This is a genomic window from Paraflavitalea sp. (assembly GCF_059502485.1).
In genome coordinates, this window is record NZ_JCACET010000008.1 from 173,221 (window position 1) to 198,461 (window position 25,241).

25 protein-coding genes are annotated in these 25,241 nt (G+C 44.4%); 11 read left to right on the plus strand and 14 right to left on the minus strand.

Annotated features, from left to right (window positions below):
- Nucleotides 1–66 precede the first annotated feature (66 nt).
- Complete coding sequence (locus AC5JBY_RS03390; RefSeq protein ID WP_495903143.1) at nt 67–1,701, minus strand: hypothetical protein; 1,635 nt, start codon at nt 1,699–1,701, stop codon at nt 67–69.
- A gap of 387 nt (nt 1,702–2,088) precedes the next feature.
- Here AC5JBY_RS03390 and AC5JBY_RS03395 point away from each other — a divergent pair, with 387 nt between their 5' ends.
- The 5 genes from AC5JBY_RS03395 (at nt 2,089) to AC5JBY_RS03415 (ending at nt 8,504) form a co-directional block, all read left to right on the plus strand.
- Entirely contained in the window at nt 2,089–2,721 is a 633-nt protein-coding gene (locus AC5JBY_RS03395; RefSeq protein WP_495903144.1) for a TetR/AcrR family transcriptional regulator, read from the plus strand.
- A gap of 19 nt (nt 2,722–2,740) precedes the next feature.
- Complete coding sequence (locus AC5JBY_RS03400) at nt 2,741–3,796, plus strand: HlyD family secretion protein (RefSeq protein WP_495903145.1); 1,056 nt, start codon at nt 2,741–2,743, stop codon at nt 3,794–3,796.
- A gap of 126 nt (nt 3,797–3,922) precedes the next feature.
- On the plus strand, nt 3,923–5,509 hold the full coding sequence (locus tag AC5JBY_RS03405) for a DHA2 family efflux MFS transporter permease subunit (protein ID WP_495903146.1): 1,587 nt from the start codon (nt 3,923–3,925) through the stop codon (nt 5,507–5,509).
- Nucleotides 5,510–5,557: 48 nt separating this feature from the next.
- A complete protein-coding gene (locus tag AC5JBY_RS03410; RefSeq protein WP_495903147.1) occupies nt 5,558–6,871 on the plus strand; it encodes a TolC family protein in 1,314 nt (437 codons plus the stop codon).
- Nucleotides 6,872–7,682: 811 nt separating this feature from the next.
- Nucleotides 7,683–8,504: an SDR family oxidoreductase gene (locus AC5JBY_RS03415; protein WP_495903148.1), complete on the plus strand. Its 822-nt coding sequence runs from the start codon at nt 7,683–7,685 to the stop codon at nt 8,502–8,504.
- Here the strand turns inward: AC5JBY_RS03415 and lysS are convergent.
- The gene (gene lysS / locus AC5JBY_RS03420; protein ID WP_495903149.1) at nt 8,501–10,021 is read right to left on the minus strand and encodes a lysine--tRNA ligase; all 1,521 of its coding nucleotides are present in this window, start codon (nt 10,019–10,021) and stop codon (nt 8,501–8,503) included. The two genes, AC5JBY_RS03415 and lysS, sit on opposite strands and share 4 nt — an antisense overlap.
- A 158-nt stretch (nt 10,022–10,179) precedes the next feature.
- On the opposite strand from lysS, the gene AC5JBY_RS03425 reads away from it, so the two are divergent.
- Nucleotides 10,180–10,716 carry a PH domain-containing protein gene (locus tag AC5JBY_RS03425; RefSeq protein WP_495903150.1) on the plus strand — a complete coding sequence of 179 codons (537 nt, stop codon included), beginning with the start codon at nt 10,180–10,182 and terminating at the stop codon, nt 10,714–10,716.
- A complete protein-coding gene (locus AC5JBY_RS03430; protein WP_495903151.1) occupies nt 10,694–12,184 on the plus strand; it encodes a PH domain-containing protein in 1,491 nt (496 codons plus the stop codon). Before AC5JBY_RS03425 ends, AC5JBY_RS03430 begins: the two co-directional genes overlap by 23 nt.
- A gap of 46 nt (nt 12,185–12,230) precedes the next feature.
- Here AC5JBY_RS03430 and AC5JBY_RS03435 read toward each other — a convergent pair whose 3' ends face one another.
- The 3 genes from AC5JBY_RS03435 to AC5JBY_RS03445 form a co-directional block, all read right to left on the minus strand.
- Entirely contained in the window at nt 12,231–13,112 is an 882-nt protein-coding gene (locus AC5JBY_RS03435; RefSeq protein ID WP_495903152.1) for a flavin reductase family protein, read from the minus strand.
- A 68-nt stretch (nt 13,113–13,180) separates the two neighbouring features.
- Nucleotides 13,181–14,197 (minus strand): fumarylacetoacetate hydrolase family protein, encoded by a 1,017-nt coding sequence (locus AC5JBY_RS03440; RefSeq protein WP_495903153.1) that lies wholly within the window; start codon nt 14,195–14,197, stop codon nt 13,181–13,183.
- A 32-nt stretch (nt 14,198–14,229) separates the two neighbouring features.
- Nucleotides 14,230–14,535: a hypothetical protein gene (locus AC5JBY_RS03445; protein ID WP_495903154.1), complete on the minus strand. Its 306-nt coding sequence runs from the start codon at nt 14,533–14,535 to the stop codon at nt 14,230–14,232.
- Between the two features lie 353 nt (nt 14,536–14,888).
- Here AC5JBY_RS03445 and AC5JBY_RS03450 point away from each other — a divergent pair, with 353 nt between their 5' ends.
- Together AC5JBY_RS03450 and AC5JBY_RS03455 are read left to right on the plus strand one after the other, a co-directional pair.
- The gene (locus AC5JBY_RS03450) at nt 14,889–15,269 is read left to right on the plus strand and encodes a helix-turn-helix domain-containing protein (RefSeq protein ID WP_495903155.1); all 381 of its coding nucleotides are present in this window, start codon (nt 14,889–14,891) and stop codon (nt 15,267–15,269) included.
- A gap of 52 nt (nt 15,270–15,321) precedes the next feature.
- Nucleotides 15,322–15,759, plus strand: a complete 438-nt coding sequence (locus AC5JBY_RS03455; RefSeq protein ID WP_495903156.1) for a nucleoside deaminase — start codon at nt 15,322–15,324, stop codon at nt 15,757–15,759.
- Nucleotides 15,760–15,839: 80 nt separating this feature from the next.
- Here the strand turns inward: AC5JBY_RS03455 and AC5JBY_RS03460 are convergent, their stop codons facing one another.
- Complete coding sequence (locus AC5JBY_RS03460) at nt 15,840–16,565, minus strand: 3-keto-disaccharide hydrolase (RefSeq protein ID WP_495903157.1); 726 nt, start codon at nt 16,563–16,565, stop codon at nt 15,840–15,842.
- Between the two features lie 209 nt (nt 16,566–16,774).
- On the opposite strand from AC5JBY_RS03460, the gene AC5JBY_RS03465 reads away from it, so the two are divergent.
- On the plus strand, nt 16,775–17,383 hold the full coding sequence (locus AC5JBY_RS03465; protein ID WP_495903158.1) for a superoxide dismutase: 609 nt from the start codon (nt 16,775–16,777) through the stop codon (nt 17,381–17,383).
- Nucleotides 17,384–17,468: 85 nt separating this feature from the next.
- Nucleotides 17,469–18,086, plus strand: a complete 618-nt coding sequence (locus AC5JBY_RS03470) for a hypothetical protein (protein WP_495903159.1) — start codon at nt 17,469–17,471, stop codon at nt 18,084–18,086.
- Between the two features lie 55 nt (nt 18,087–18,141).
- Here AC5JBY_RS03470 and yidD read toward each other — a convergent pair whose 3' ends face one another.
- The 8 genes from yidD to AC5JBY_RS03510 form a co-directional block, all read right to left on the minus strand.
- Nucleotides 18,142–18,375 (minus strand): membrane protein insertion efficiency factor YidD, encoded by a 234-nt coding sequence (gene yidD / locus AC5JBY_RS03475; RefSeq protein WP_495903160.1) that lies wholly within the window; start codon nt 18,373–18,375, stop codon nt 18,142–18,144.
- Nucleotides 18,350–18,766, minus strand: a complete 417-nt coding sequence (locus tag AC5JBY_RS03480; RefSeq protein ID WP_495903161.1) for a ribonuclease P protein component — start codon at nt 18,764–18,766, stop codon at nt 18,350–18,352. Before AC5JBY_RS03480 ends, yidD begins: the two co-directional genes overlap by 26 nt.
- A 116-nt stretch (nt 18,767–18,882) precedes the next feature.
- Nucleotides 18,883–19,038, minus strand: coding sequence for a 50S ribosomal protein L34 (gene rpmH, locus AC5JBY_RS03485; RefSeq protein ID WP_026309617.1), 156 nt, complete (start codon nt 19,036–19,038; stop codon nt 18,883–18,885).
- Between the two features lie 222 nt (nt 19,039–19,260).
- Nucleotides 19,261–20,178 (minus strand): Riean_0653 family protein, encoded by a 918-nt coding sequence (locus tag AC5JBY_RS03490; RefSeq protein WP_495903162.1) that lies wholly within the window; start codon nt 20,176–20,178, stop codon nt 19,261–19,263.
- Nucleotides 20,179–20,301: 123 nt separating this feature from the next.
- Nucleotides 20,302–21,126 carry a glutamate racemase gene (gene murI, locus AC5JBY_RS03495; protein WP_495903163.1) on the minus strand — a complete coding sequence of 275 codons (825 nt, stop codon included), beginning with the start codon at nt 21,124–21,126 and terminating at the stop codon, nt 20,302–20,304.
- A gap of 99 nt (nt 21,127–21,225) precedes the next feature.
- A complete protein-coding gene (locus AC5JBY_RS03500) occupies nt 21,226–21,783 on the minus strand; it encodes an OmpH/Skp family outer membrane protein (protein WP_495903164.1) in 558 nt (185 codons plus the stop codon).
- Nucleotides 21,784–21,906: 123 nt separating this feature from the next.
- Nucleotides 21,907–22,419, minus strand: a complete 513-nt coding sequence (locus tag AC5JBY_RS03505) for an OmpH/Skp family outer membrane protein (RefSeq protein WP_495903165.1) — start codon at nt 22,417–22,419, stop codon at nt 21,907–21,909.
- A 24-nt stretch (nt 22,420–22,443) separates the two neighbouring features.
- Nucleotides 22,444–25,173, minus strand: coding sequence for a BamA/OMP85 family outer membrane protein (locus AC5JBY_RS03510; RefSeq protein WP_495903166.1), 2,730 nt, complete (start codon nt 25,171–25,173; stop codon nt 22,444–22,446).
- Nucleotides 25,174–25,241 lie beyond the last annotated feature (68 nt).

Below are 25,241 nucleotides of genomic sequence, written 5' to 3' on the forward strand. Positions count from 1 at the left end.
TCATCGTGAAGCCGGTTTGTAAACTTAAAACTAAATTTCTTTTTACAACATGGTAGCAGATACCTGTTACTGCTTACAGGAACTATAATCAGTTGCTAACTGTACATACCCCTTTTCGTTATTCAGATCATAGCCCGTTTTATCCAGAGCTGCCAAAACAGTAGGACAATCCTTAAAATACTCCTTCATCATCTCAGGCTTTTTCTTTTGCCAGTCCTTACCCTGGTTAGCCAGTTCAGCTTCGCCGGGCCGCGCAAACAAAATGGCATTAGTAGGTTCATCACCATAAGTGTCCTTAAATACCTTTATCTTCTCACTGTTGTAAATTACCTCCAACATATAATCACGCGTCTTTAACAAGTCCATGCTCAAAGCACCAACCTGCGCCATATTGGGTTTGAATTTATGACTCTCGAATACCCGCTTATTAAAACAGAGCACTTTTACATCACTGTACTTAAAAGTCTTTCGCACAGTCTTGCCCTTCTCATTCGTATACTCAAAGATTACTTTATTGGGATTGTCAAGACTAACAATACCACTACTCAATTTCTTGATAATATGTTTACCCTTTAAAGTATCACCCTTCTCAAGCACAAGCCACCCCTCCGAACTCTTCTCTGATCCGCCAAAAATAGACTTGACATCGCCAGAAGTAGAATCAGGACTTATCTTGGGCGCATTGATAGAACTGTAATAAGCGGAGGCTTCTGTCAGGTAAGGTTTTCGATCGTTATACTCTATCCTGTTACCTAAAAACTTCGTGCCATTCTCATACAGGAAGTCGAGCGATTGACGCAACTTCACAGTATCATAAGCGAGGTAGTACAGGAAAGCCAGCGTATAATTACCCGCTACCTTAATATCCTTAGGATCATAACCCTTTGGAAACTCCTTACTGATGAAACTGGTTACTTCAGCCTCATAAGGCACGATGAACTCCTTATAATTAGTCACAGCCTTCTTATTCAGATCAGCCACAAGGCGGCTGTTGAGCGAATCGAAGAACACGAGCTCAGGATATTTCTTTGCCGCCCTGTACACACTGGGTAATGTAATGGTCCGGCTCCTGAAACTATTCATATAAGTATCCTCAGCGCGTCCGGCTATCTTCTTCAAAGCCTGAAACAGCAAAGTATAGTTCTCTACCGCTTTAACATTAGCCAGCTGATTAGTAAAGTCATTCTTAATGAACTTATTTACTTCCTGCTGTACCATTTCCGAAAGATTTATATCCTTCAGCAAATACAACTCATTCTTGCCATTCATAACCGCCAGCTTTGCCGTACCCGTCAGATTATAGGTATTGTTACCAAAACTACCGGCATTGATCACAGAAGCAGAAAAGCTATTCACGATGATAACCACAGCCAGGTCAGGATTCTTATTCCACTGAGACTCGATACCAGCCTTTGAGAACTCGCTGGCAATACTCATCCGGAAAGAATCAATATTGGGACCATTATCCTTATCGTCCTTACTAAATCCGCGGGGTTTAGACTTCATCGGAAACAAACTGCTCAAAAGCCCTTCATCGATGTCAGGAACATAAATAATACTCTTATGATCACTGAAACGCTGGTCTTGCGCATACCGGTAAATCGAAACAGAAAACTCTGGGTATTGAACCGTTTGAGAATAAGACAAGGGAGAAATAAAAAAACATAGACACACTAAGAGCAGGGTGAAGCTCCATTTCATAGAATCAGATTTTGATTAATAATGCACAAAATTAGACGATTACCCGGTTCTTACAAGAGGGTACTCATAACGGTTATATTACATGTATTTATCCTCCAGGCCGTGCATCTTAGCATTGGGATGGACGCTTTTTGCTGTCCATTCAGGGTAGTGAAAGCACAACAACAATAAAAGAAAAGCTTGTTTTAGCCCTAATCAGCCGCTAACAGGCGTTAGTGGACTATCTTTTTCTATGCCCACTTATTATAGCTGATTAACAGCTACTTAAACACATTTTTGCCCCTGCTTTATCCACCAGATAACAAATCAATAACAAATAAAATTAATTAAACAGTCGTTTAATTTAAACGTTTGTTTAGTTTTGTGGTAGAATTAAAGCATTGCCAAATGAGCTCAGTAGAAAAAGTAGATAAACGGGAACATATCCTGGTAGTAGCAGAAGAATTGTTTGCAGAGAAAGGGTTTGATGGCACATCCGTACGGGACATAGCACAATTGGCGGGAGTTAACCTGGCGATGATCTCCTACTATTTCGGATCGAAAGAAAACCTCTTAAAGGAATTAATAGAATTTAGGTTCAGCGATTCTATATCGGCACTGGAAAACAAGACAAATGATCAATTGCAAACGCCCTGGGAAAAGATAGAATGGATAATTGACTTTTACGTAGAACGGATTATCAATAACCGTCGCTTTCACAGCATTATGGGCCAGGAGTATAACACAGGGCGTTCGCAGGAGATCAAAGAACTCATCACCAATATCAAAATGCAGAACCTCGAGCGTATCAAGAAGATCATTGCAGAAGGACAGCGCAAACAGGCATTTCGCAAAGTAGATGTGGAAATGACACTCGCCACCATGATGGGCACAATTACACAGGTTATCAATGCTAAAAAGCTGTATTGCGTACTCCTGAAAATTGACAACACAGACGAAGTAGAATACGAGAAAAAAGTAACACAAAGATTAAAAGCACACCTGAAAGACCTATTCCGGGCACACCTGATAGGAGAATAATATTAAAAGATGTATAGTTATGGAAACGCAAGCAACCACCCAAACACCAAAAAAGAAAAAGTCACCAATACGGCTGGTTATAATATTAGTAGTACTGATAGCAGCAGGATACTTTGGCTACACAAAAGTGAAATTTGCACTGGGCCACGAGAGCACAGACAATGCACAGGTAGAAACACAACTCATCCCGGTATTACCACGCGTAGCTGGCTACGTTAAAAGCATAGTAGTAAACGACTACGACTCCGTAAAAGCAGGTCAGCTGCTGGTAGAGCTGGATGATGCAGAACTCCAAACACAGTTGCTCCAGTTGGAAGCCGATTACCAGGCAGCACAGGCCGATCTCAGTAACGCTAAAGCCTCTCTCAACAACGCCCTGGTGTCACTCCGTGTAAACAAAGGAGACATCGATATCAACCAGGTAAAACTGGAAAAAGCACAAAAAGACTACACACGCAACAAGAACCTCTTTTCAGAAGCAGCCGTTACACAAAAACAGCTCGATGATGCTAAGTACGATTACGAAACCCTGGTGAAAGAGCTCGACAACAGCCACAATGACCTCGCCAGTGCAGAAAGCCGCATCAGCGTATTACAGGCAGCCGTACAAAAAGCAGCAGCCAATATAGAAGTAAAGAAAGCACAGATCGATCAGCAGAAACTGAAACTCTCCTACACAAAGATCTATGCACCGCAGGCAGGAAAAATTGGCAAGAAGAACATCTCTTTAGGACAATACGTACAGTCAGGTGCCCCTTTGTTCACGATCGTGAACGATACTACCTACTGGATTGTAGCCAACTTTAAAGAGAACCAGATCACGAAGCTTCATCCCGGCATGCCCGTAGACATCGAAGTAGATGCCTATCCCGACCTGAAGTTGAAAGGATCAGTAGAAAGCCTGAGCGATGCTACCGGAGCACGGTTTGCCTTGCTGCCACCGGATAACTCCAGCGGCAACTTCGTAAAAGTAACACAACGCATACCCGTTAAGATTGCCATTAACGATATGACCCAATACAAAGAAATATTAAGAGCAGGACTCAGCGTCTTTGTAAGCGTTCCACTGAATTAACGACCATAGGCCGATAACCTTCAACCATCGGGTTGAAGAAACGACGTTCATTTTTTAGTAAAGAATGCCGTAAGGGGATCCTCTACTCAAAAATGACAGATTAAGACACAGGTTAATAAAAACAGTATGTCCAGTCCAAAAGGATTTGCCAAATTTATAATAGTACTCACCACCGTAACGGCTGCCGTTATGGAACTGATAGATACATCTATCGTCAACGTGGGTTTGAGCGAGATGGCTGGCAGCCTGGGCGTAAACATTGAAGACGTAAGCTGGGTCATCACAGCCTACGCCATTGCCAATGTGATCATCATACCCATGACAGGCTGGTTGGCCGAATACTTTGGCCGCAAGAACTACTACATCGTATCCATGATCATATTCACACTGGCCTCCTATATGTGTGGCCAGTCAACCAGTCTCGTGGAATTGATCATCTGGCGCTTCATACAAGGTATTGGTGGAGGAGCCCTGCTCTCCACTTCACAGGCCATTCTCTTTGATGCCTTTAAACCCGAAGACAGACCCATGGCAGCAGGTCTCTTCGGCATGGGATTGATATTAGGCCCCACCCTCGGGCCCACCGTAGGCGGTTACCTCATAGAACACTTTTCATGGCCCTGGATGTTCCTCGTGAACCTGCCGGTAGGCATAATAGCCACCATCTTGGCCCTGGTATTTATAGATAAGAAGGAAGGCGAAGGCAAGAAGAAAGACCAGATGTCGGTAGACTATATAGGAATAGCTTTATTAATGGTAGGCATTGGCTGTCTGCAATTCGTATTGGAGAGAGGAGAATCGGAAGACTGGTTTAGCAGTGATGCTATCAAGATCAGTGCGGTGCTGGCAGTAATAGGCGTAGTCGGATTTATTGTATGGGAATTAAAGACATCAACACCAGTAGTGAACTTGCGTGTAATGAAAAAGCGGGCCTATGCGTTCACTACTGTTTTCACCTTTGTTGCAGGCCTCGGTCTCTTCACCTCTGTGTTTGTTTACCCCGTACTGGCACAGCGCGTATTGGGATATACAGCTCTCGAAACAGGTTTATCCCTGTTGCCACCTACATTGGCAGGCGTGGTCATGATGCCCATCATTGGCCGCATGATGAGCAAAGGCGTATCCCCTATACCATTTATCATTGTAGGCTTTATCCTGTTCGCCATCTATTGCTGGACGAGCGCTGGCGTAAGCCCCGATGTAGGGCGCTGGGCCTTCTTCCTGCCATTGCTTATCCGCGCCTTTGGAATCTCAATGTCTCAGCTGCCGCTCATTAACCAGGCAGTGGCTGGTTTGCCGCCCAAAGATTATGCAGCAGGCATCTCCCTCAATAACATGATACGCCAGATCGGAGGAGCTTTTGGTATTGCCCTGGCCAACAACTTTATCAGCCAGCGATATGCACAGCACCGGAACGATATGGTGGCCAATACCTACGATGGCGCCCCAGCCTTTACAGAAAGAGTAAGCGCTATCACCAACAATATGATCGCTCAAACTGGTGACGTAGCCACCGCTACAGCCAAAGCACATAAAATAATCGACCTCGCGGTAGACAAACAGGCTTATTACCTCGCCTACCTCGACACCTTCAGGTTGATCGGAATATTCTTCCTGGTGGTATTGCCCCTGGTGGTTTTCCTGCGGGTAAAAAAGAAACCGGCCCAGCAAGATGCCAAAGCAGTTAAAGAAGCAATGGAAGCAGCCCATTAAACCAAGACAGAAACAAACATGACGAAGAGCATAAACATAGAAAGAAGTATGAAACGAATAATAGGTGGGGCCTTATTGGTGCTGCTTATGCAAACAGCAACAGCACAGGAAACGCCCATAAAAGACGAACAGTTAAAAACATTGATACAGGCGGCAGTGACCAACTATCCCCGCATCAAAGAACTGGAAGAGCAGCTCAAAGCTGACGATGTAAAGAAAGAGATCATCAAGGCAGGCTATTTACCCAACGCAAGTGCTGATATTAATTACACATTCATAGCCCCGTCACCTAAAGTAGAGTTTGAAACGCCCGCAGGGAAAACCTCCCTAGCCTTCCAGCCTTACAATAACTACAACGCTGCCGTAAGCGTTAGACAACTAATCTATGACTTTGGAAAAATAAAACTCCAGTTAGACAGAAACGAAGCAGAGCGGGCATTGAACCTCGAAACAGTCGACAACACTAAAAACGCAATCGCCTACCAGGTAGCACAGATCTATTACAACATACAGTTCCTGCAAAAAAGCATACAGGTACAGCAAGACCAGATCGGCTCCCTGAAAGAAAACGAACGCTTGATACAAGCCAAGATCAAAAATGGTGATGCCCTCGAATATGACCTGCTCACTACGCAGGTGCGTACAGCCAACGCAACCAATCGCCTGAACGATCTGCAAACCCAATCAGAAAAACAATACGTACTGATGCAATGGCTTTCCGGAGTCGATGCCAAAGGTAAGATTGCCTCCATTGGCGATGATCCCTATCGGGCAGATGCGTTAAATCTCGTATTGGAAGTGGGGGATTGGAAGACAGGTAATTCAGATGCCAAGCTCATCCAAAAACAAATAGACGTATACGAATTCGACAAGAAAGAAGCCTCAATAAGTTCAAGACCCAACCTCATGGGTTCTGCCAGCGGTGGTGTTCGAAACGGTATACAACCGGATATTGATCAGTTTAGGTTGAACGGTACAGTAGGAGTAGGCCTCTCTATCCCTATCTTCTCTTCAGATCGCCCTAAGCTGCGCCAAAAGCTCAGCCAGGTACAGATAGAGACAGCTAAAAAGTCCATGCAAACCCTGGAATCGAACATACAGAAAGACCTGGCAACCGTACAGCAGGATTATAAAGGATTGCAGGAAAAGCTGGGCAACACGAATGTGTTGGTAACACAGGCAGAAAGAGCCTATAAATTGGCGCAGGTACGCTTTAAAGAAGGCCTTATCACCAACGTAGAACTGTTAGATGCACAAACCAATGTGGAAAATGCCAAACTACAGCTGGTGCAACTCCAATATCAGTCACAACTCGATAAGCTGGAAAGCCACAAAGTAGTAGGCTCAAAGATATTTCAATGATCGTTGATGAAGTTGGTCCTTACTGAGAGGGGACCATGTTTTAAAGGTGACGGCTACGCTTCTGCGTGGCCGTTTTTATTTCCCATCTGTATAATGATAATGTAGGAATTCTTACACAAGAAAGAACGAGTATTAAATTTTTTACATACAATTTGATATTATGAAAACCATTTACATGAAAAATACGTTCTTTATATAGGTCTGTTTTCTTTTGCAGATCATGGTTTTGAGTGAGGACGGCCGCATTCACCTGAGTGTGGCCGTTTTTTATTGGTCCGATACAGGTATAAGCATCCGGGATTGCATTAAAATAAAACAGTCCTGAAGCAACTTCAGGACTGTTCAAAAACTTTTGTACGAAACCTTACCAACAAAACTGGGTCATCAATAGGTACAAATTTTACTTCTTTCGTAGGATCTTGGATAACTTGGATTTCTTGGATTTTGGACTTTAAGAACATTCATCAACTGATACAGAACTGTGTGGTCGTTCTTCGGATTTTGGATTTCGGATGTCCTTCCCGGAGGTTAGACATTGGCTCTTTTCAAAGGATTTGGTATTGGATATTGGATTCGGTTTTTTGGATATTGGCGTCCTTGTATCAAGCGATCAACAATACAAACATAGAGCTCAACCCCTTAATTTGCAATAGGATAATTGCTGCGTTGTAAAATTTCGTTAAATACCGAAGCTATCGTAAAATTACTGTGAGCTTTTTTAGTACAACCACTCTACATTTTTAAAGCTATAATAAACCCGTTATATTTATAGTTGTAATAAAAAGACGTACATCTAAAAATCGCTTGTTATATGTTGTTTGAAAATAAAACGGTACTGATTACCGGAGGCAGTCGGGGCATAGGAAAAGCAATAGCATTGAGGCTCGCGCGCGAAGGAGCCAATACAGTAATAGTAGGAAAGACAGTCGAACCCAATCCCAAGCTGGAGGGCACTATCTATACAGCCGCCGAAGAGATTGCAAAAGCAGGGCCAGGCAAGGTACTTCCCCTGCAGGGAGACATTCGTTTCGAAGAAAGCATTCAGCATATCGTAAAGAGCACAGTAGACGCCTTTGGAGGCATCGATATCCTGATCAACAATGCCAGCGCTATCAACCTGTCGCCTACAGAACACACTGAGCCCAAACGCTGGGATTTGATGCACGGCATCAATGTAAGAGGTACCTTCTTCATGAGCCAGGCAGCTATTCCCCACCTCAAAAAAGCGCATAATCCACACATACTGAACCTCTCCCCGCCCCTCAATATGGACCCGGCCTGGTTTGCCAAACACCTCGCCTACACTATGAGTAAATATGGAATGAGTATGGTAGTATTGGGGCTGGCAGAAGAAATGCGCGCCCACCACATTGGCGTAAATGCACTATGGCCTAAAACGACCATTGCCACTGCCGCGGTTAAAAATCTGCTGGGAGGCGACTTCCTGATGCAGCGTAGCCGCACCGCGGACATCGTAGCAGACGCTGCCTTCCACATCCTGCAGCGGCCATCCTATGAATGTACCGGTAACTTCTTTATTGACGAAGAAATATTGAAAGAACAGGGTGTTACAGACTTCACACACTACGCTGTAAACCCTGATCAGAAATTAATGATGGACCTGTTTATTTAACCATTATAGACTTCCGGACGCATTTGCGGAAACAGCAGCACATCCTGGATGCTGGGCTGATTGGTCATGAGCATGCATAAACGATCGATGCCAATACCAATGCCGGCAGTGGGAGGCATACCATATTCCAGTGCACGCAGGAAGTCATAATCGATATACATAGCTTCGTCGTCACCACGCTCCATCAACTTCACCTGCTCTTCAAAACGGGTCCGTTGATCGATGGGATCATTCAACTCACTATAGGCGTTGGCAATTTCCTTACCATTCACCATCAACTCAAAGCGCTCTACCAGGCCTGGCTTGCTACGGTGCTTTTTAGTAAGCGGGCTCATCTCAACCGGATAATCGATAATGAACGTAGGTTGCGTATAATTGCCTTCGCACTTTTCACCGAAAATAGCATCGATCAGCTTACCCTTACCCATACTGGCTTCGGGATAAATGCCCAGTGATTTGCAGGCTTCCCGTAAGGCCGCCTCATCCATCTCACTTACATCTACACCTGTATGCTCCTTGATAGAATCGTAAATGCTTACACGCTTAAAGGGAGCCTTGAAATCTATAGATTTATCACCTACTTGTACAACAGTAGTACCATGCAGGGCGATTGCTATCTTTTCCATCAACTGCTCGGTGATCTCCATCATCCAGAAATAATCCTTGTAAGCAGTATACCACTCAAGCACCGTAAACTCTGGGTTATGCGTGCGGTCCATCCCTTCATTGCGGAAATTGCGGCTGAACTCATATACCCAGTCAAACCCACCCACGATCAGGCGCTTGAGGTATAACTCATTAGCAATACGCAGGTAAAAAGGCACGTCCAGCGCATTGTGGTGTGTAATGAACGGACGGGCAATGGCACCTCCGGGAATGGATTGCAATACAGGCGTATCTACTTCCAAAGCTCCTTGCTCATTCAGGAAATCACGAATAGTATTGATCAGTTTGGTGCGCTTCAGAAAAGTGTCCCTCACTTCCGGATTCACGATCAGGTCGGCATAACGCTGCCTGTACCGGAACTCAGGATCGGTAACTGCATCAAAAGTTTCACCTTCTTTCGTTTCTTTTACGATGGGCAGTGGCTTCAGTGCCTTGGTAAGCATCACAAGCTCCAGTACGTGTACAGAAGTCTCACCAGTTTTAGTAGTGAATACATAACCCTTCACGCCGATAATGTCACCAATATCAGCCAGGTGCTTCCACACTTTATCATACAGTGATTTATCTTCCCCGGGAGCAATCTCATCACGCTTGATATACAACTGGATCCTGCCGGTGCTGTCCTGCAACACAGCAAAATTGGCTTTACCCATATCCCGTACACTCATAACACGGCCAGCGAGGCAAACATTGGCAAAATCAGCCTTGTTCTCTTCGCCTTTGTAGAGCGCTTTGATATTAGCAGCCGTATTATTAACGGGATATAAAGGAGCCGGGTAAGGATCGATACCCAGTTGCTCTAATTCCTTCAATTTCTCTCTCCGGATAATTTCCTGTTCTGATAAATGCATGTAATAAAATTGAAATTTTACCTACCAATGCGGGAAGCCCGCCGGTAAAGCGGCTGCAAAAATAAGTAATTCAAGCAAGTTGCCGGTATTATTACCGGGCCATTACCCCCACTTTTGGGCCGCCGCCAACAATAAACATTAAGCACTACTTTTAGCACATGGAATTGCTGAACGACCAGGTACATATTGAAAACCTTCCCCGGGTGGAAAATGCCTCCCTCACCCCCATTGAACCAGCCTATCTCTCGGTATTGCGTTGGGAATGGCGCATCCTATGCGCAATCCTGGCGATATCGGTAGCAACACTACTATATTTTGTCAAACCTTTGCAGCAGGTATTGGGAGCCAGCCTGTTGATAGGAGGCTGGCTATTGATAGCGGCTGCCTGGTATTGGCTGCAGGAAAAAGCATTCTCCACCAAAGCCTACGCCATCCGGGAAAAAGATGTCATTTATCGCAGCGGGTGGATCATTCAAAGTACCCATACCTGTCCTTTCAACCGCATTCAGCACAGCGCCGTTACCATCGGCCCTTTGGAAAAGAGATACGGCTTGGCCAGCCTCGTACTGTACACTGCCGGTTCCAGCGAAGCCGACCTGCGGATACGGGGACTACAGGAAACCGCAGCCTGGACCTTAAAAGAGTGGATCAACAAAAAGATAGCCGATGAACATGAACCCACTACCGGAGAATAGTTGGAGCACCCCGCAACGGCAGGCTAAAGCAGGCTTACTGATCATCCTCTTCAAAGCCACAGTGACCATTATCAAAACGGTATGGCCCCTATTGGTACTGCTGTTGGTAAAAGAGAACAAGAAGGGCATGGACCACTATGAGATTGCAGTCATTGCCCTGCCGGCAATCATTTTGGTAAGCTCATTGGTAAACTACTATTACTTCCGCTTTTTTATAGCTAATGAAGAGCTGATCATCCGGAAAGGATTCATCAGTAAGAAAACAATTACCATCCCACTCCAGAAAATACAAACCGTTCACATTGAACAAAACCTGTTGCACCAGCTGGCCAATGTAGCCAAAGTAAAGATCGATACGGCGGGCAGTGAAAAAACAGAAGCTGTTATAGATGCCATCGAAGTCCGTAAGGCCGAACAACTGAAAGAGTTTCTACTGCGTGAAAAACAAGTCACCACTGCAGAAGAAACTGCCACACGCCCGTCAGCAAGAGATATACCGGTGATGCGCTTATCTTTTAGCGATTTATTAAAACTGGGGCTTTCAGCCAACCATATCCAGGCATTTTTCATTGTGCTGGCGTTCAGCATCACTCAGTTGCAAAACCTCGGAGAGATTTTTGGTGATAGAGTTTTCAAAGCAGTACGCGACTCTTCTTCGGCAGTAGGCGTGTCGGTAACATCTGTGTCGTTGGTCGTGGCGTTTGTGTTGTTCATTTCAGTGTTTGTATCCATGATGCGCATTTTGCTCAACTATTTCGACTTCCAGCTCACAGAAACTTCACAAGGATATAAAGTAAAAGCAGGCCTTATCAATACGAGGCAAAACCTGGTGCCCTTTTCAAAAATACAGTATATATCCTGGGAGGCCAATTGGATACGCCGTAAGATTGGTTTATACAATATGGAGTTTCACCAGGTCATGAGCGATGACCAGAACAATAGAAAACAACGGGTGAAAGTGCCGCTTACCCAACTTGGTTACATTGATAAACTATTAGCCCATTACCACGCACTGGTGCAGCCACTCGCCACTGCAGATTATGGTATTCATACAGCGTATACAGCCCGCCGGACATTATTCATAGGAATAATACCGGTAGCTATATTATTGACAGTATTATTGCTGATAAAATGGAATCCATGGCTATTCCTGATTACAGGGTGGATACCTGTCATTGCTTTACACGCATTCGTTTTCCGCCGGGACTTCCGTTTGTACGTAGCGCCTGATGCGTTACAGGTGAACAGTGGTATCTGGGGTAGAAAAACACAGATCGTCCGCTGGTACAAAACACAGCAGGTATTTTTAGAACAATCTATTTATCAGCGTAGAAAAGAGTTGGCCACCATTTATCTTTCCACGGCCGGTGGCAAAATTACGATCCCTTATATACCATTGAAGCTGGCACAACAAATACAGGATTACGCCTTGTATGAGGTAGAGAGAGCGGAACGGGCCTGGATGTAAGTGAGTAGAGCCTCCTTAATAATAAATAACAGCGTCAGCAATTAGCTTAATTATTCGCCAGCAATATCTGCCAGGCTGCAGCTACATTTCCGCTGTCCAATAATTCTTTGGCGTACAGTTGCAACTCCTTTTCCATTTCATCGGGGCTAACAGCATAGTATTGAATAATATTCTTCAACTTGTCGTCGTGAAATGCAGGGTCTACAACAGGCATATCGTGTACGTTAGCCAGTTGCCCGAGGTTGTTACCCGTAAGAATATTACTATTACGAATAGGCATAGGCAACGCATCGATACCGATCCCCAGTTTCACATTGGGTTTTTCAACCTGGAACAAATTGCTTTCATCCACCCGGCAATACCAGTCGCCACCCAGGCGGGCTATATGATGCAGTTTTCGCTGATCGATGAATCCTTGTTCATTCAGTATCGCATCATCGATGTGCATGATCTTTACTTCACAGATAACGAGATTGCCTGCACCGCCTTCGTCACCTAAGGCTTTTACTTCCCGAACCACACATTCCATTTTCACCTTACTTTCTTTCACCATCGGCGGAGCAACAACAGTAGCAGGTTCGGCAGTTAAGCCGGCTTTTACAAATTCATTGACGTCCTTGGGAAATTCGCAGCTGGCCAGGCTCATTTGCTGGACCATAGCATAGTCTACAATATTGATCACTACTTCAGGCACCTCCAGCACATTCTCCAAAGTATGCTTGGTGCTATTATCCCTTACCCGGCGCGAAGGAGAAAACACAACAATAGGCGGTTGCGTAGAGAACATGTTGAAAAAGCTGAAAGGGCTAAGATTTACCTGCCCCTGCTTATCGATGGTGCTGGCAAAACATACAGGCCGGGGCGCAATAGCGTGTTGCAGGTAGTTTTGCTTTTGCACAGTAGTAAGAGTAGTAAGATCAAGAACCATAAAACAGCTTTTGTTATAAACTGCAGAGACAACCGGTTACACAATACCTTTAACAAACCATTGAGCAACTACGCCTGGTTTGCCTTCTTTCTTGCCAGGATGGAAAATTCATCATCTTCCCTTACAATAGTATTGGAGAGTATACCCAACCCGTCGATTTCCATTTCAACCACATCCCCTGCCTGCAGCCATTGCTCGGTATAATTGGGATCATTGAGCTTACCGGTGCCGTTAAGTTCGAGGAAACAGCCGGTACCAACAGTACCACTACCAATAACGTCACCTGCGTATAATGTAACGCCATAAGAAGCCCGCTCGATGATCTCAGCGAAGGTCCAATCCATATCACCCACATTGCCATCGCTTAATGGCTGGCCATTTACCCGGCATTGCATGCGAAGGTTCCAGCTCTTACCTACATGGCCTTCCTTGGCAGGAATTTCATACTGCTCCAGTTCATCCAGCGTCACCAGCCAGGGGCCTATAACAGTTGAAAAATCTTTGCCCTTTGCAGGCCCCAGGTTTAGCAACATTTCTTCCATTTGCAGGGTGCGGGCACTCATATCATTCATGATCATCAGGCCGCCGATATATTGATCAGCTTCCTCGGCACGTATATTACGTCCGCTCTTGCAAATAACAATAGCAGCTTCCAGCTCAAAATCCAGCTTCCGGAAATGATCGGGCATACAGAATATATCGCCAGGGCCCTGTATAGCAAGATGGTTGGTAAAGTAAAAAATGGGATACTGGTCAAACTCCGGTATCATGGGCACTTTACGGTTACGGCGTGCAGCCATAACATGCTGCCTGAAAGCATAACCGTCACGACACGAAGTAGGAAAAGGTACAGGGGCCATCAGCGCCTTCGACTCAGGCAGGAATCCTTTACTCCGGTCGATCCTTCCTTCCCGTATCATCATTTCACCACCCTGCGCCATGGGAATCACATCTTCCCAATAGTTCAGGAACATGCTCATGTTATGAGGAATGTCCGGATGCAGGCTTTCCATGTCATACAATAAGCCATCTACGAGTATAGCAAGGCGGTCATGGCCTTCTTCTTGATAAGAAACGAGTTTCATAGCAGCAACATTTAGCGGCTGCAAGATATTGTTTATCTTTTCTTTTTTCGCTTACCTTTTTTATCAGGTTGATCCTGGTGCATCAGGTAGGTTGCTTCGGCTAATGACTCCAGCTTTTCGTATAGGAAAATGAGGTTGCTTCGCTCACGCCCCCTGGCATAGGTGCCATTATCAGATCCAAGAGCTGTTAATAACCAATCCCACAGAAGTTCCCGCAGATCCGTTAAATGGTAGCATTCAAAAAAATAGTTAATGACGGCCGCAGGTTGCTCCCGTTCTTCTTTGGTAAGGCGAAGCAATTGATTGTGTTTACGCTTTTGTTTGATAGAGGCTTGCATGGCTCGTTATGTTAAATTGATGATGAAATGAATTAGAAGTATAGGAAACAGCATCTACCGCGGCTTAAAGCCGCCTAAATACATATACATAGTAGTAGCTGCACCCTGGTTAGGGTGATATGCAGGTTATGCATATACATCTATTTTAGAATGGTATCATCTATGCAGCAGCTTGAAGGTATCGTTGTAGCGGGTAGCTAAGTTGTATGGATGATGAATTTTGTTACTTACCCGGTAAAAATGTTATTTATTTTCTGCTGCACTCAATTTAAAATTATTAAATATATTTATAATCACAAATATATTCACTCTTTTCCGGTCTGCCAATTTTTTTAGTAACAAATTTAAAATTTATGGATCAGTCTTTAAATTTTTTTGGAAAGAACCTTCAGTTCTTGCGTAAGGAGAAAAAACTGAGGCAGCACGAAATGTACGACAGTCTTGGTTTTTCGCGTACTACATGGTCTAATTATGAGCAATGCAGAACGGCGCCTTCACTGGATGGGCTGATTAGAATATCCAGGTTTTTTGGAGTTACGTTGGACGAGTTGATTGCGGAGGATGTTGAGCAAAAGTTTGAGGGCAGGAAATACAAGAAGTATGCATACAGTGATTCGATAACGTTGGTGGAAGAGCCCAATACGGCCGGCCTGGATTATTTGAAGACCAGGTTGGAGAGATTGGAGAACGAAATAGGGATGATTAAGAATGCCCGGGAGAGTTCGCCCTTCTAAATTAAGGATATAGCTTACCTCCGGATGCTACAGAGGTTTTACCTTCGCGGGTATGACCGATGAATTCTTTATGCAACAGGCACTGAAAGAGGCGCAAAAAGCGTATAGCGACGGAGAAATACCGGTAGGTGCTGTAGTTGTGCTGAATAACAAGATCATTGCTCGCGGACACAACCAGGTGGAACGCCTCAATGACCCTACAGCACATGCAGAAGTTATAGCCCTTACCTCAGCCTTTAATTTCCTGGGAGCCAAGTATATCCCGGAAGGAACATTGTATGTTACAGTAGAACCTTGCCTCATGTGTGCAGGTGCATTGTATTGGAGTAAGGTTAATAGAGTAGTATGGGGTGCTGATGATGAGAAGAACGGGCACAAAAGGATCACAGGCGATAACTGGCCTTTTCATCCCAAAACAGAGGTGGTAAAGGGCATACTAAAAGACGATTGCGCAGCACTTATGAAGAATTTTTTCAAGGACAAAAGATAGTGCGTAGTAACATCGCAATAAGCACTTTAAATACAAAAGCCATCCACCGTTTGGTAGATGGCTTTTATATTAAGATATGCCTACAATTTACGCAGCTTGATATTTTTAAACCATATACCTCCTCCATGGTCCTGGAGAGCGATATGTCCTTTTTTAATCATGCCATACAGCTTGGCATCACTCCATTTGCTTTTTGATTTAAGCTCATTCCACTCAGGCGTCCACAGGTCAAAGTCAACCACTTTCTTGCCATTCAGCCAATGCTCTACATGGGCGCCGTTAACGATGATCTTCGTTTGATTATATTCACCGGCAGGTTTGGCAGTAAGAGCTGTAGGAGGATGCATAGCATAGTCGGAGCCACTTCTTTGCCAGTCTTCCAGTTTCTCAGGGTACCCCTCATCATCGATAAGCTGATACTCGGGGCCGGTTTCATAAGAGGCTCTGTCGCCTTCTTCCACCCGGTATATTACACCACTATTGAAGCCTTTATTGATCTTCCAGTCGAAGGCAAGCTCAAAGTTGTCGTACTGCCCGGCAGTGACAAGATCAGACCGATGAGCAAGCTGCCCCTCTTTGCAGTGCAGTTGGCCATTAACAACCTCCCACCCTTCGGACTTCTCATTCCGGTAAGGTCGCCAGCCGTTGGTAGTTTTACCATCAAACAACAGTACCCAGCCAGCCTTTTTCTCGGCAGCTGTCAATGTATTGTCTTTGGTTTGGAATGGCGCAAAAGCTGCTAAAGCAACACTGAAAAGGCATATGATACAACAAGAGATAATGATCTTTGATTTGGATAGGTACATAAGCATTGAATTGAGTGAGTACAAAAAGGGACAGTAAGTTACTATAAAAATCAAATGTCCGGGGATGATTCTATGGCAGCAGGTTTATTATAAAGCTATTAATTCGCTGGACCACTGGTATTTGAATTGGTCAATCAACCAATGACCTGTAAATTTGTTATCCTTTCACGATTTAACGGAACTATTAAACATTTTAAAACTTAATAGCTATGGCATTCACATTACCTGCGCTTCCTTATGCACATGAGGCTCTGGAACCGCATATCGACACTTTGACGATGCAAATTCACCACGGCAAGCACCACCAGGCATATGTAGATAACCTGAATAAAGCCATTGCCGGTACTCCCAATGAAAATAAATCCCTGGAAGAGCTCGTAAAAGCAGCAGGCACTATTAGCCCGGCTGTTCGCAATAACGGTGGTGGCCACTGGAACCACACTTTCTTCTGGGAAAGCCTCGCACCCAACGCAGGTGGCGCTCCTTCCGGCAAACTGGCCGATGCCATCAACGCAACTTTTGGCTCTTTGGATGAGTTTAAAGAAAAGTTTAATACTGCAGGCGCTACCCGTTTTGGTAGTGGCTGGGCATGGCTGCTGGTAAAAGACGGCAAGCTGGAAATCTCTTCTACCCCCAACCAGGACAATCCCCTGATGGATGTAGCAGAAGTAAAAGGCACACCAATCCTGGGTGTAGACGTATGGGAACATGCCTACTACCTGAAGTACCAGAACAAGCGCCCCGACTACCTGAAAGCCTTCTGGAATGTAGTTAACTGGACTAAAGTAGCTGAGCGTTTTGCTGCAGCTTCAAAATAAGAATGAAAAAATTTCCGTTACTTAGTAATCCCGGTATCAACGCCGGGATTGTTTTTTATCCTACAAACCATTCAATTGTTTACACATGAAATTACTTTCCCTTCTTACGGTATGCCTGTCTATCGTACTATTTTCAGCCTGCTCAGATGGTGGTAGCAAAGGTGGAAAAACACTGGTTGTAATGACCAGCGGTAAAATGCAAATAGATAAAGCCAAACCAGAAACCATCAACCTGGAACCCGGCAACCAGCATAATGAAGAGATTTTGACATACAGCGGTGATGCAGCAGTAAAGGTTACCGTAAAAAGTCCTGCAGGAGACCTGACTTTCGATCTACCCGATAACGGCATTTATCTGCTGAACCTGAAGAAAGATACCTTGATTGGAAGCATCGTGAACTTTGGTTCCAGCGGCATGCCTACTTCTATCAGCAATGTGCAATTGGAACACATCATCGACAGCACCCAACAATTACTCCTGGGTCAAAATGCCAGCGATGCCAATAAAACTTATTTCCTTACTCCTGGCTCTATCAAAAAGGTAAGCGCTAATCAGGGTGCTAAGATCTTAGGCCCCTACAATGCTATTCCTGGTAAAGTTGAGGCCGATAAAGACGGCAAAGCGCCTGAGTTCTATAAATTCTTCACCAATACTCAGAAACGCGAGTCATTGAATGACCTGATCAAGAGACTTCAAAAATAATAATGAGTGAGTAGTGGTGGATGGTAAGTACAACTTGCCATTCACCTTTGCTCCTCTAAGGAACAGGATCATAACCTTTCCCACCCCAGGGATGGCAACGGCTGATACGCTTAATAGCCAGCCATAACCCTTTAAAGGGTCCATGCTTCTTTAAAGCTTCTGCAGCATAATGAGAGCAAGTAGGCGTAAAGCGGCATTTGTTCGGGCCAAGAATAGGCGAGATCACCCATTGGTATATTTTAATGAGTGCAAGAAAAGGAAGACTAAGTAGCCGAAGAAGGAATTTCATTAACAGCCTTTATAAGACGACTCAAAATTACGGCGATCTTTTCACTCACCACTTCATAAGCTGGCAACTCCTTGCCAGTATAAATAAGAAATAAAGCGACGGACAATTGCTTTGACTCCAATAACTCCTGAAAGGGTAATTTTTGCAAGCGATATGCCTCCCGGGTAAGCCGCTTGATTCGATTGCGATCTACAGCATGCTTAAAGTTCCGGGTACTGACCCCCACTCCAAATTGCAGATTAACATCAAGGTCTGCAGCTTTTGCCTGGGGAAAAAGGTAATAAACGCGGTAAGGAAACAGGTTAAAGTTCCTGCCCTCCTTAAAAAGCTGGTCAATCAGTTTCCGGCTTTTAAGGCGTTCTTTTTTACCTAATGTGAGCTTTTTCACCATACAAAAATAAAATAGCCCTGTATTTCGACTATGCTTAATACAGGGCTATCAGCTAATATTTTAAGGTCCTTACGGCACTGCTCCGGGATTATTACCCCAAAACAGATGAAGGAAGACTATTTCAGTTTTCTCTCATCAGAAACAGTCAGCTTCTTACGGCCTTTTGCACGGCGGCTTGCCAGTACTTTACGACCATTAGCTGTTTGCATACGCTTACGGAAACCATGAACGGTTTTACGACGGCGACGATGAGGTTGGAATGTACGTTTCATAATATCTTACACTTTTTCACTTTTTTGAAATGGGATCGGGAGAAGCGATCCGGGTTTCTCCGAAGAAATTCCTCGGTTTTCAGGCCTGCGGGTCACCACACCTACAGGTTTGTGAAAGGACGGCAAAGGTAATAAAAGGACGGCAGATGAAAGGCATAGGTGCCAATAAATTTTATAAAGCAGCTACATTATTGATTATGTGCCTCTTACGGCCATTTTACACTACTGATACTGCACGGTAAAGGCTCCTTCGGTAAGCTGGACATTAGGCGCAGAGCCTATTTGGTCTTTGCCTTCAAAGAAGAAAGTTCCTTTAATGACCTTGTTGGTTTTATCATGTTCTGTAATCGTAAGCTTACCTGAAATAGACAGGAAAATAGATCCGCCGGTGGCAGACCCGCCTGCGTAAGAACCAATATAAGAGCCGGATGTTTGCAGATCATAAGTGCCCGCAGTTATAGCTTCAGGCATGGTAAGCATGACTACCTTGGCAGAGGTTCCGGCTGTTTGCGTAGCAGTTATTACGATCATAGAGGAAGCCCGCTGTATATTCAGGTTGGCTGGAGTAAAACCGGCGCCATCAATTTTCACAGAAAAGGTAGGCGTTACTGCGCCTCCTCCCGGATTGGAGGGTTCACCCCCCGTGTAGGCAAGCTTCTCAAAACTACCCTCTGTAATGACCAGTTGTTTATTATCAGCATCACGGTAGGCTTTAAAAGAAAACGTACCGGAAATGGTCTTATTGGTCTGGTCGATATTGGTAATTATTACTTCGCCACCGGCATCATTAGCATCCTGTCCTTCGTCAGTAGCATAGGCTACAGGATTGGCCTCTTTGGTATCTGTTACAGTGGCGTAATCCACCGTTTGCTGATTCAATGAATAATTGGCGGCGCCATTATCCACCAGCTCTATATGCAGGCTCTTTCCTCCATTATCAAGACCGGTAATGGTCAACGTACCATTTTCTATTGTTGCTGTGGCACTCTTATCGGCTATCCATTGTACCCCGTCGATCTTCATCTTCAAATTCCCCTTTGCCGCACCGGGGTTACCGTTCTCTTCACTTAATTCTTTTTGGCAGGAAACTATAGAGGATATCACCATCCAACACATTAGCAAACGGATCAGTTGTTTCATGATACGAGGATATTTAATTGAGGTAGCTTTTTAAGGATATATTACGTATGCAATTAAATTGTTTTACGTGGAAATATCGCAGTACAGCAATTAAAAATTTTGCAAATACGATGCCGTAATCTTTTATAAAGCGAGGTGGTGTGATTTCAGGGGTTGTCCAAAGAAAATACTGGCATGATTATCAAAATCTTCCGCAGAATCGGTAGTGTAAAAAGTACGTGTAGCATGCCGACTGCAACGTTGCTCCATTTCCGGATGACGGTGCAGGTAGTCTACCAGGCTATTCGCCACGATCTCTCCTTGCGAAAGAACTGTTATACCGGAAGGCAGAAACTGCTGTATTTTGTTCATTAGCAGTGGGTAATGCGTACAGGCCAGGAGCAGCACATCGATATCTTTATCTTTAGCTACAATGTTGTGCAGGTGCTGTTGCACAAAGTAATCAGCACCGGCACTGTTATGCTCATTATTCTCAATGAGTGGCACCCACATAGGGCACGCCTCCTGAGACACATTGATCTCCGGATAAAACTTCTCGATCTCGATGGTATAGGAGCCCGACTGCACCGTACCAGTTGTAGCCAATATGCCTATTTTATCGGTCTGGGTAAACTGCCCTATAATTTCCGTAGTGGGACGTATTACGCCCAGGACGCGATTGTGGGGATTAAGCCGCTGCAGGTCGTTCTGTTGAATAGTACGCAGGGCTTTGGCAGAAGCAGTATTGCAAGCCAGGATCACAAGAGGGCAACCTTGCTCAAAAAGCCATTCTACGCACTGTAAGGTATAATGGTAAACGGTATCAAATGAACGGTTGCCATAAGGAGCCCGGGCATTATCACCCAGGTACACATAATCATACTGGGGTAACTTACGGAGGATTTCTTTCATGACGGTGAGGCCACCATAACCAGAATCAAAAATGCCGATAGGCTGAGATTTCTCCATAACCAAAATTAAGCGAATAAGGCCTTATAAAAAGAACCGAGGGTTTAGTCGGACTGCAAAGCAATCTGGCTAAACCCTCGGTACAAAATGAGTTATTGATTACGGCTTAGTTGCTGGTTTAGCAGCAGGAGGATTGGCGCCACCAGCTGTAGGCAACTTAATATTGAGTTTTTTAGCTACCAGCGGTAAAATATCTTCAGCAGGAGGAGCTACAAGCAGAGCTTCTTTTTCGAAAACAAACACATAGTTGTTTTCTTTAGCTACAGCCTGAATAGCATCATATGCTTTTTTGTTGATTGGCTGGATCAGCTCTTGTTGTTTTTGTTGCAATTGCTGTTGGATACGCTCTTCTTCACCACCCAGCTCCTGGCCCATCTTGGTAAGCTCAGTTCTCTTTACCACTTTAACAGCCTCAGTGAGCGTAGCAGAGTCCTTATTGAATTTGTCTATTGCTGCGTAGAAAGCATTTTGTTTGTCGGTAGCATTCTGTACGAGTGCATTACGGTAATCAGTAAGCAGCGAGTCGGCTTTACGGGTTTCAGGCATAATGCTCACCACCTCTTGAGAGCTAATGTACCCAATCTTTGTTTGGGCATTCACTTCACCAGCCACCATCAGACCCAGGGCAAACAACACACCTGTAAAAAACTTTTTCATGCGTTTCAATTTTGTTGTTAAGGCCACCCAAAGCCTGTTGCTTTAGGTGTACGGTTTTGTTTTATTAAAATTTAAGTTGAAAAATACCTGTATGTAGTTGTTCCCCTGACTTAGTTTTCACGTTTATTTAACACCCAATTCCTTCAATACATCCTCACTCCGGTCCAGTTTGGGGTCGGCAAAGATAACAGTAATTCCTTCACTTTTATCCAAAATAAAATCGAAGCCACGGTTCACAGCTATTTTCTGGATAGCGTTGTAAACCTTGTCCTGTATGGGTTTCACCAGTTCCTGGCGTCTTTTGAACAGATCACCTTCAAAACCAAAGCGTTTACGCTGGAGGTCACGCAATTCCTTCTCCCGCACAAAAAGCTCGTCTTCTCTTTTCTTCTTCAGCTCGTCGCTCAGCATGACTTGCTCGGCATCAAAATCTTTATACATTTTGTCGAGAGCAGCCTGTTTATCGTCGATCTCTTTTTGCCATTGAATGCTGAATTGATCCAGCTTCTTTTGTGCCTCTTTGTAATCAGGCATCTTATCAAGGATATATTTGGTATCAACAATACCATATCGTTGTGCAAGCGAAACGGTGGTAAATGCCAGCAGGCAAATACAGATGAACATTATTTTTTTCATAGTTCTTTATTTTAAGATTCAGACCTATTCAGGTTCAAAACCAAGCATAAAGGTAAAGCGGGCAGCATCACGCAATTTGCCCTGAGGTTTAAGACGATCGAAGCCTACACCATAATCGAATCCAAGTAATCCGAACATAGGAAGGAAGAAACGCATACCCACACCGGCACTTCTACGAAGGCGGAAAGGATTGTAGTCTTTATAGTCATACCATCCGTTGGCAGCTTCAAACCATGCCATACCATAGATAGTACTGTTGGGATTGGTAGTAAATGGATAGCGCAGTTCCAGTGTGTACTTGTTGAACATAGTAAAGAACTGGCTGGCGTTCTGCTGATCGGGGTTGATCTTAGGATCAGAGTTTTCATACACGGGGTAGCCACGGTGTGCAATGATGTCATACCCCAGGATGAAGTTACCATTGGCCAATCCGGCGTCACCCACCTGGAAGCGCTCAAATGGTGAATAAGGTAGTTTATTATTATACCGGCCCATGAAGCCATACTTGGCTGCGGCACGCAATACAAACTGGCGGCTCCTGTCGGCGCCCATGGGCTTACCGATCGGGATGAACCACTCTGCATTGAAACGCCACTTGTGGTATTCCGGCGTCTTATAACTATCCTCGGCTGTTATACTTTTATTGATCAGCGAATATGGTGGCGTAAACTGCAAGCTCGCCAGGAAGTTGGAACCACTGGTTGGGAACATGGGGTTAGGACCCGCAGAGTTACGGTTGAGTGCTACTTTAAAGCTCAGGTTATTGGATGTACCATTCCTGAAATCTTGTGTGAACAACGGATAGTTATCCAGTTTGTATTGTGTAAATGCCAATGAATATACCAATGTGAAATAGTCATCAGGCCATTTCAATTGTTTACCCAATGAAACGCTTACACCAAAGTTCTTAAGTCTGTTGGTATCGCTGAAGAAATAGCGACCGCTGTTGTCGATACCGCCCGTGCGGAATATGCTATTATATAAGCTAACGGTCAACGAGTTTCTCTTTTTACCACCAAGCCAGGGCTCCGTAAATGAGAAGTTGTATGACTGATAAGCACGTCCGTTGGACTGTATACGCAGACTGAGTTTTTGTCCATCACCTGTAGGCAACGGATCCCAGGCTGTCTTACGGAAGATGTTCCGGATAGAGAAGTTATTAAATGATACACCGAGGGTACCAGTCAATCCGATACCACCACCCCAACCGGCGCTCAATTCCAATTGGTCAGAAGATTTTTCTTCCAATGTATAGTGAATGTCCACTGTACCATCTTCCTGGTTGGGAACTGGGTTGATACCAATTTTCTCCTGGTTGAAGAAGCCTAACTGGGCAATCTCACGATTGGAACGGATCAGGTCCGTACGGCTGAATTTATCACCAGGTAATGTACGTATCTCACGACGAACAACGTGCTCTTTGGTTTTTTCATTACCTGAGATGGTAATGTTTTTGATAGTGGCCTGAGGACCTTCCATCATACGGATCTCGAAATCGATGGTATCATTATATACCGCCGTTTCAACAGCATCTGCTTTGAAGAACAGGTAACCATCATCCAGGTACAAGCTGCTGATATCGCCACCTTCCGGTGAAGCTTGCTTACCCAGCTTGTTGTTAAGGATCTCCAGGTTGTAGGTATCGCCTCTCTTGATGCCCATCAGGACAGTAAGAATAGAATCGGAATATTTGGTATTGCCTTTCCAGGTAATGTTACCGAAATAGTAACGATGGCCTTCGTTGACCTTAACACCTACGCGTAGATTTCCTTTCTTCGTATAGGTTTGTGGTTTCGCCTCTACAGTTGCATCGCGGTAGCCAAGCGAGTTATAATAGGTCAGCACATTCTCGAGATCTTCCTCGAATTTTTTATCGTTGAACTTAGCTGAGCTAAAAAGCTTAAACCTGAAATAAGGATCCAGGAAATCTTTTGTTTTAGATAAGGAGAGGAAGCCACCTTCTTTCAGGTATTCTTTGAAGGTAGCGCGCTTTTGGCCTACAGTATCAGCAGAATCCCTGGAAGGGAACAAGGTAAGCCTTGACTTTTCCTTGGTGCCTTTCATCTTCTTCTTCAGCCTCATAGAGCTTACGCTTTCATTGCCTTCAAAGCCAACTTCTTCGATACGTACTTTATTTCCTTTTTGAATAAAGAAAGTGAGTATGTTAGAATTGGGCAATGCAGGATCGGGCGCTTCTTCAATATTCACTGTTGCGCTCTGAAATCCTTTTTCGGTATAATAGCTTTGAATAAGCTGTATAGAACTGATCTTGGTATTTTCTGTTACCACGCGGCCAATAACGAGGTTGAGTTTGTTTTTAAGGTCTTCTTCTTCTGATTTGCGTACTCCCTTAAAAAAGTATTTAGACAATGCCGGACGTTCTGTTACTTGTATTTCAATGTATAAGTTGGATCCATCCAGGCGGGTGAAATAGATCTGTATGTTGGAGAAAAGTCGTTGGTTCCAAAGATTAGTGATCGCTTTGCTGAACTGGTCAGAGCCGGGTATAGACACTTTATCACCTACATTGATACCTGCAATAGAAATGAGCAGTTGCTCATCATATCTTTTGGTACCTGTAACCTTGATACCTGCAATAGTATATTCTTTAGGGTTTCTTGCAGTCGAGAGTGCCTCCAGCTCCGGATCAATAGAGGTAGGGATCGTATCTGTTTTCTCCTGGGCTGATGCCGGTCTTACAGAAAAGAACACAAGAGCCAGTAGAATAGCGGAAAAAGTAAACGTACGCTGCATTCCGGGTTGTTTAAGCTGGGGCAAATTAAAGGGATTTACTTAAGATTAACTTAAAAGTGTTGTTAAAA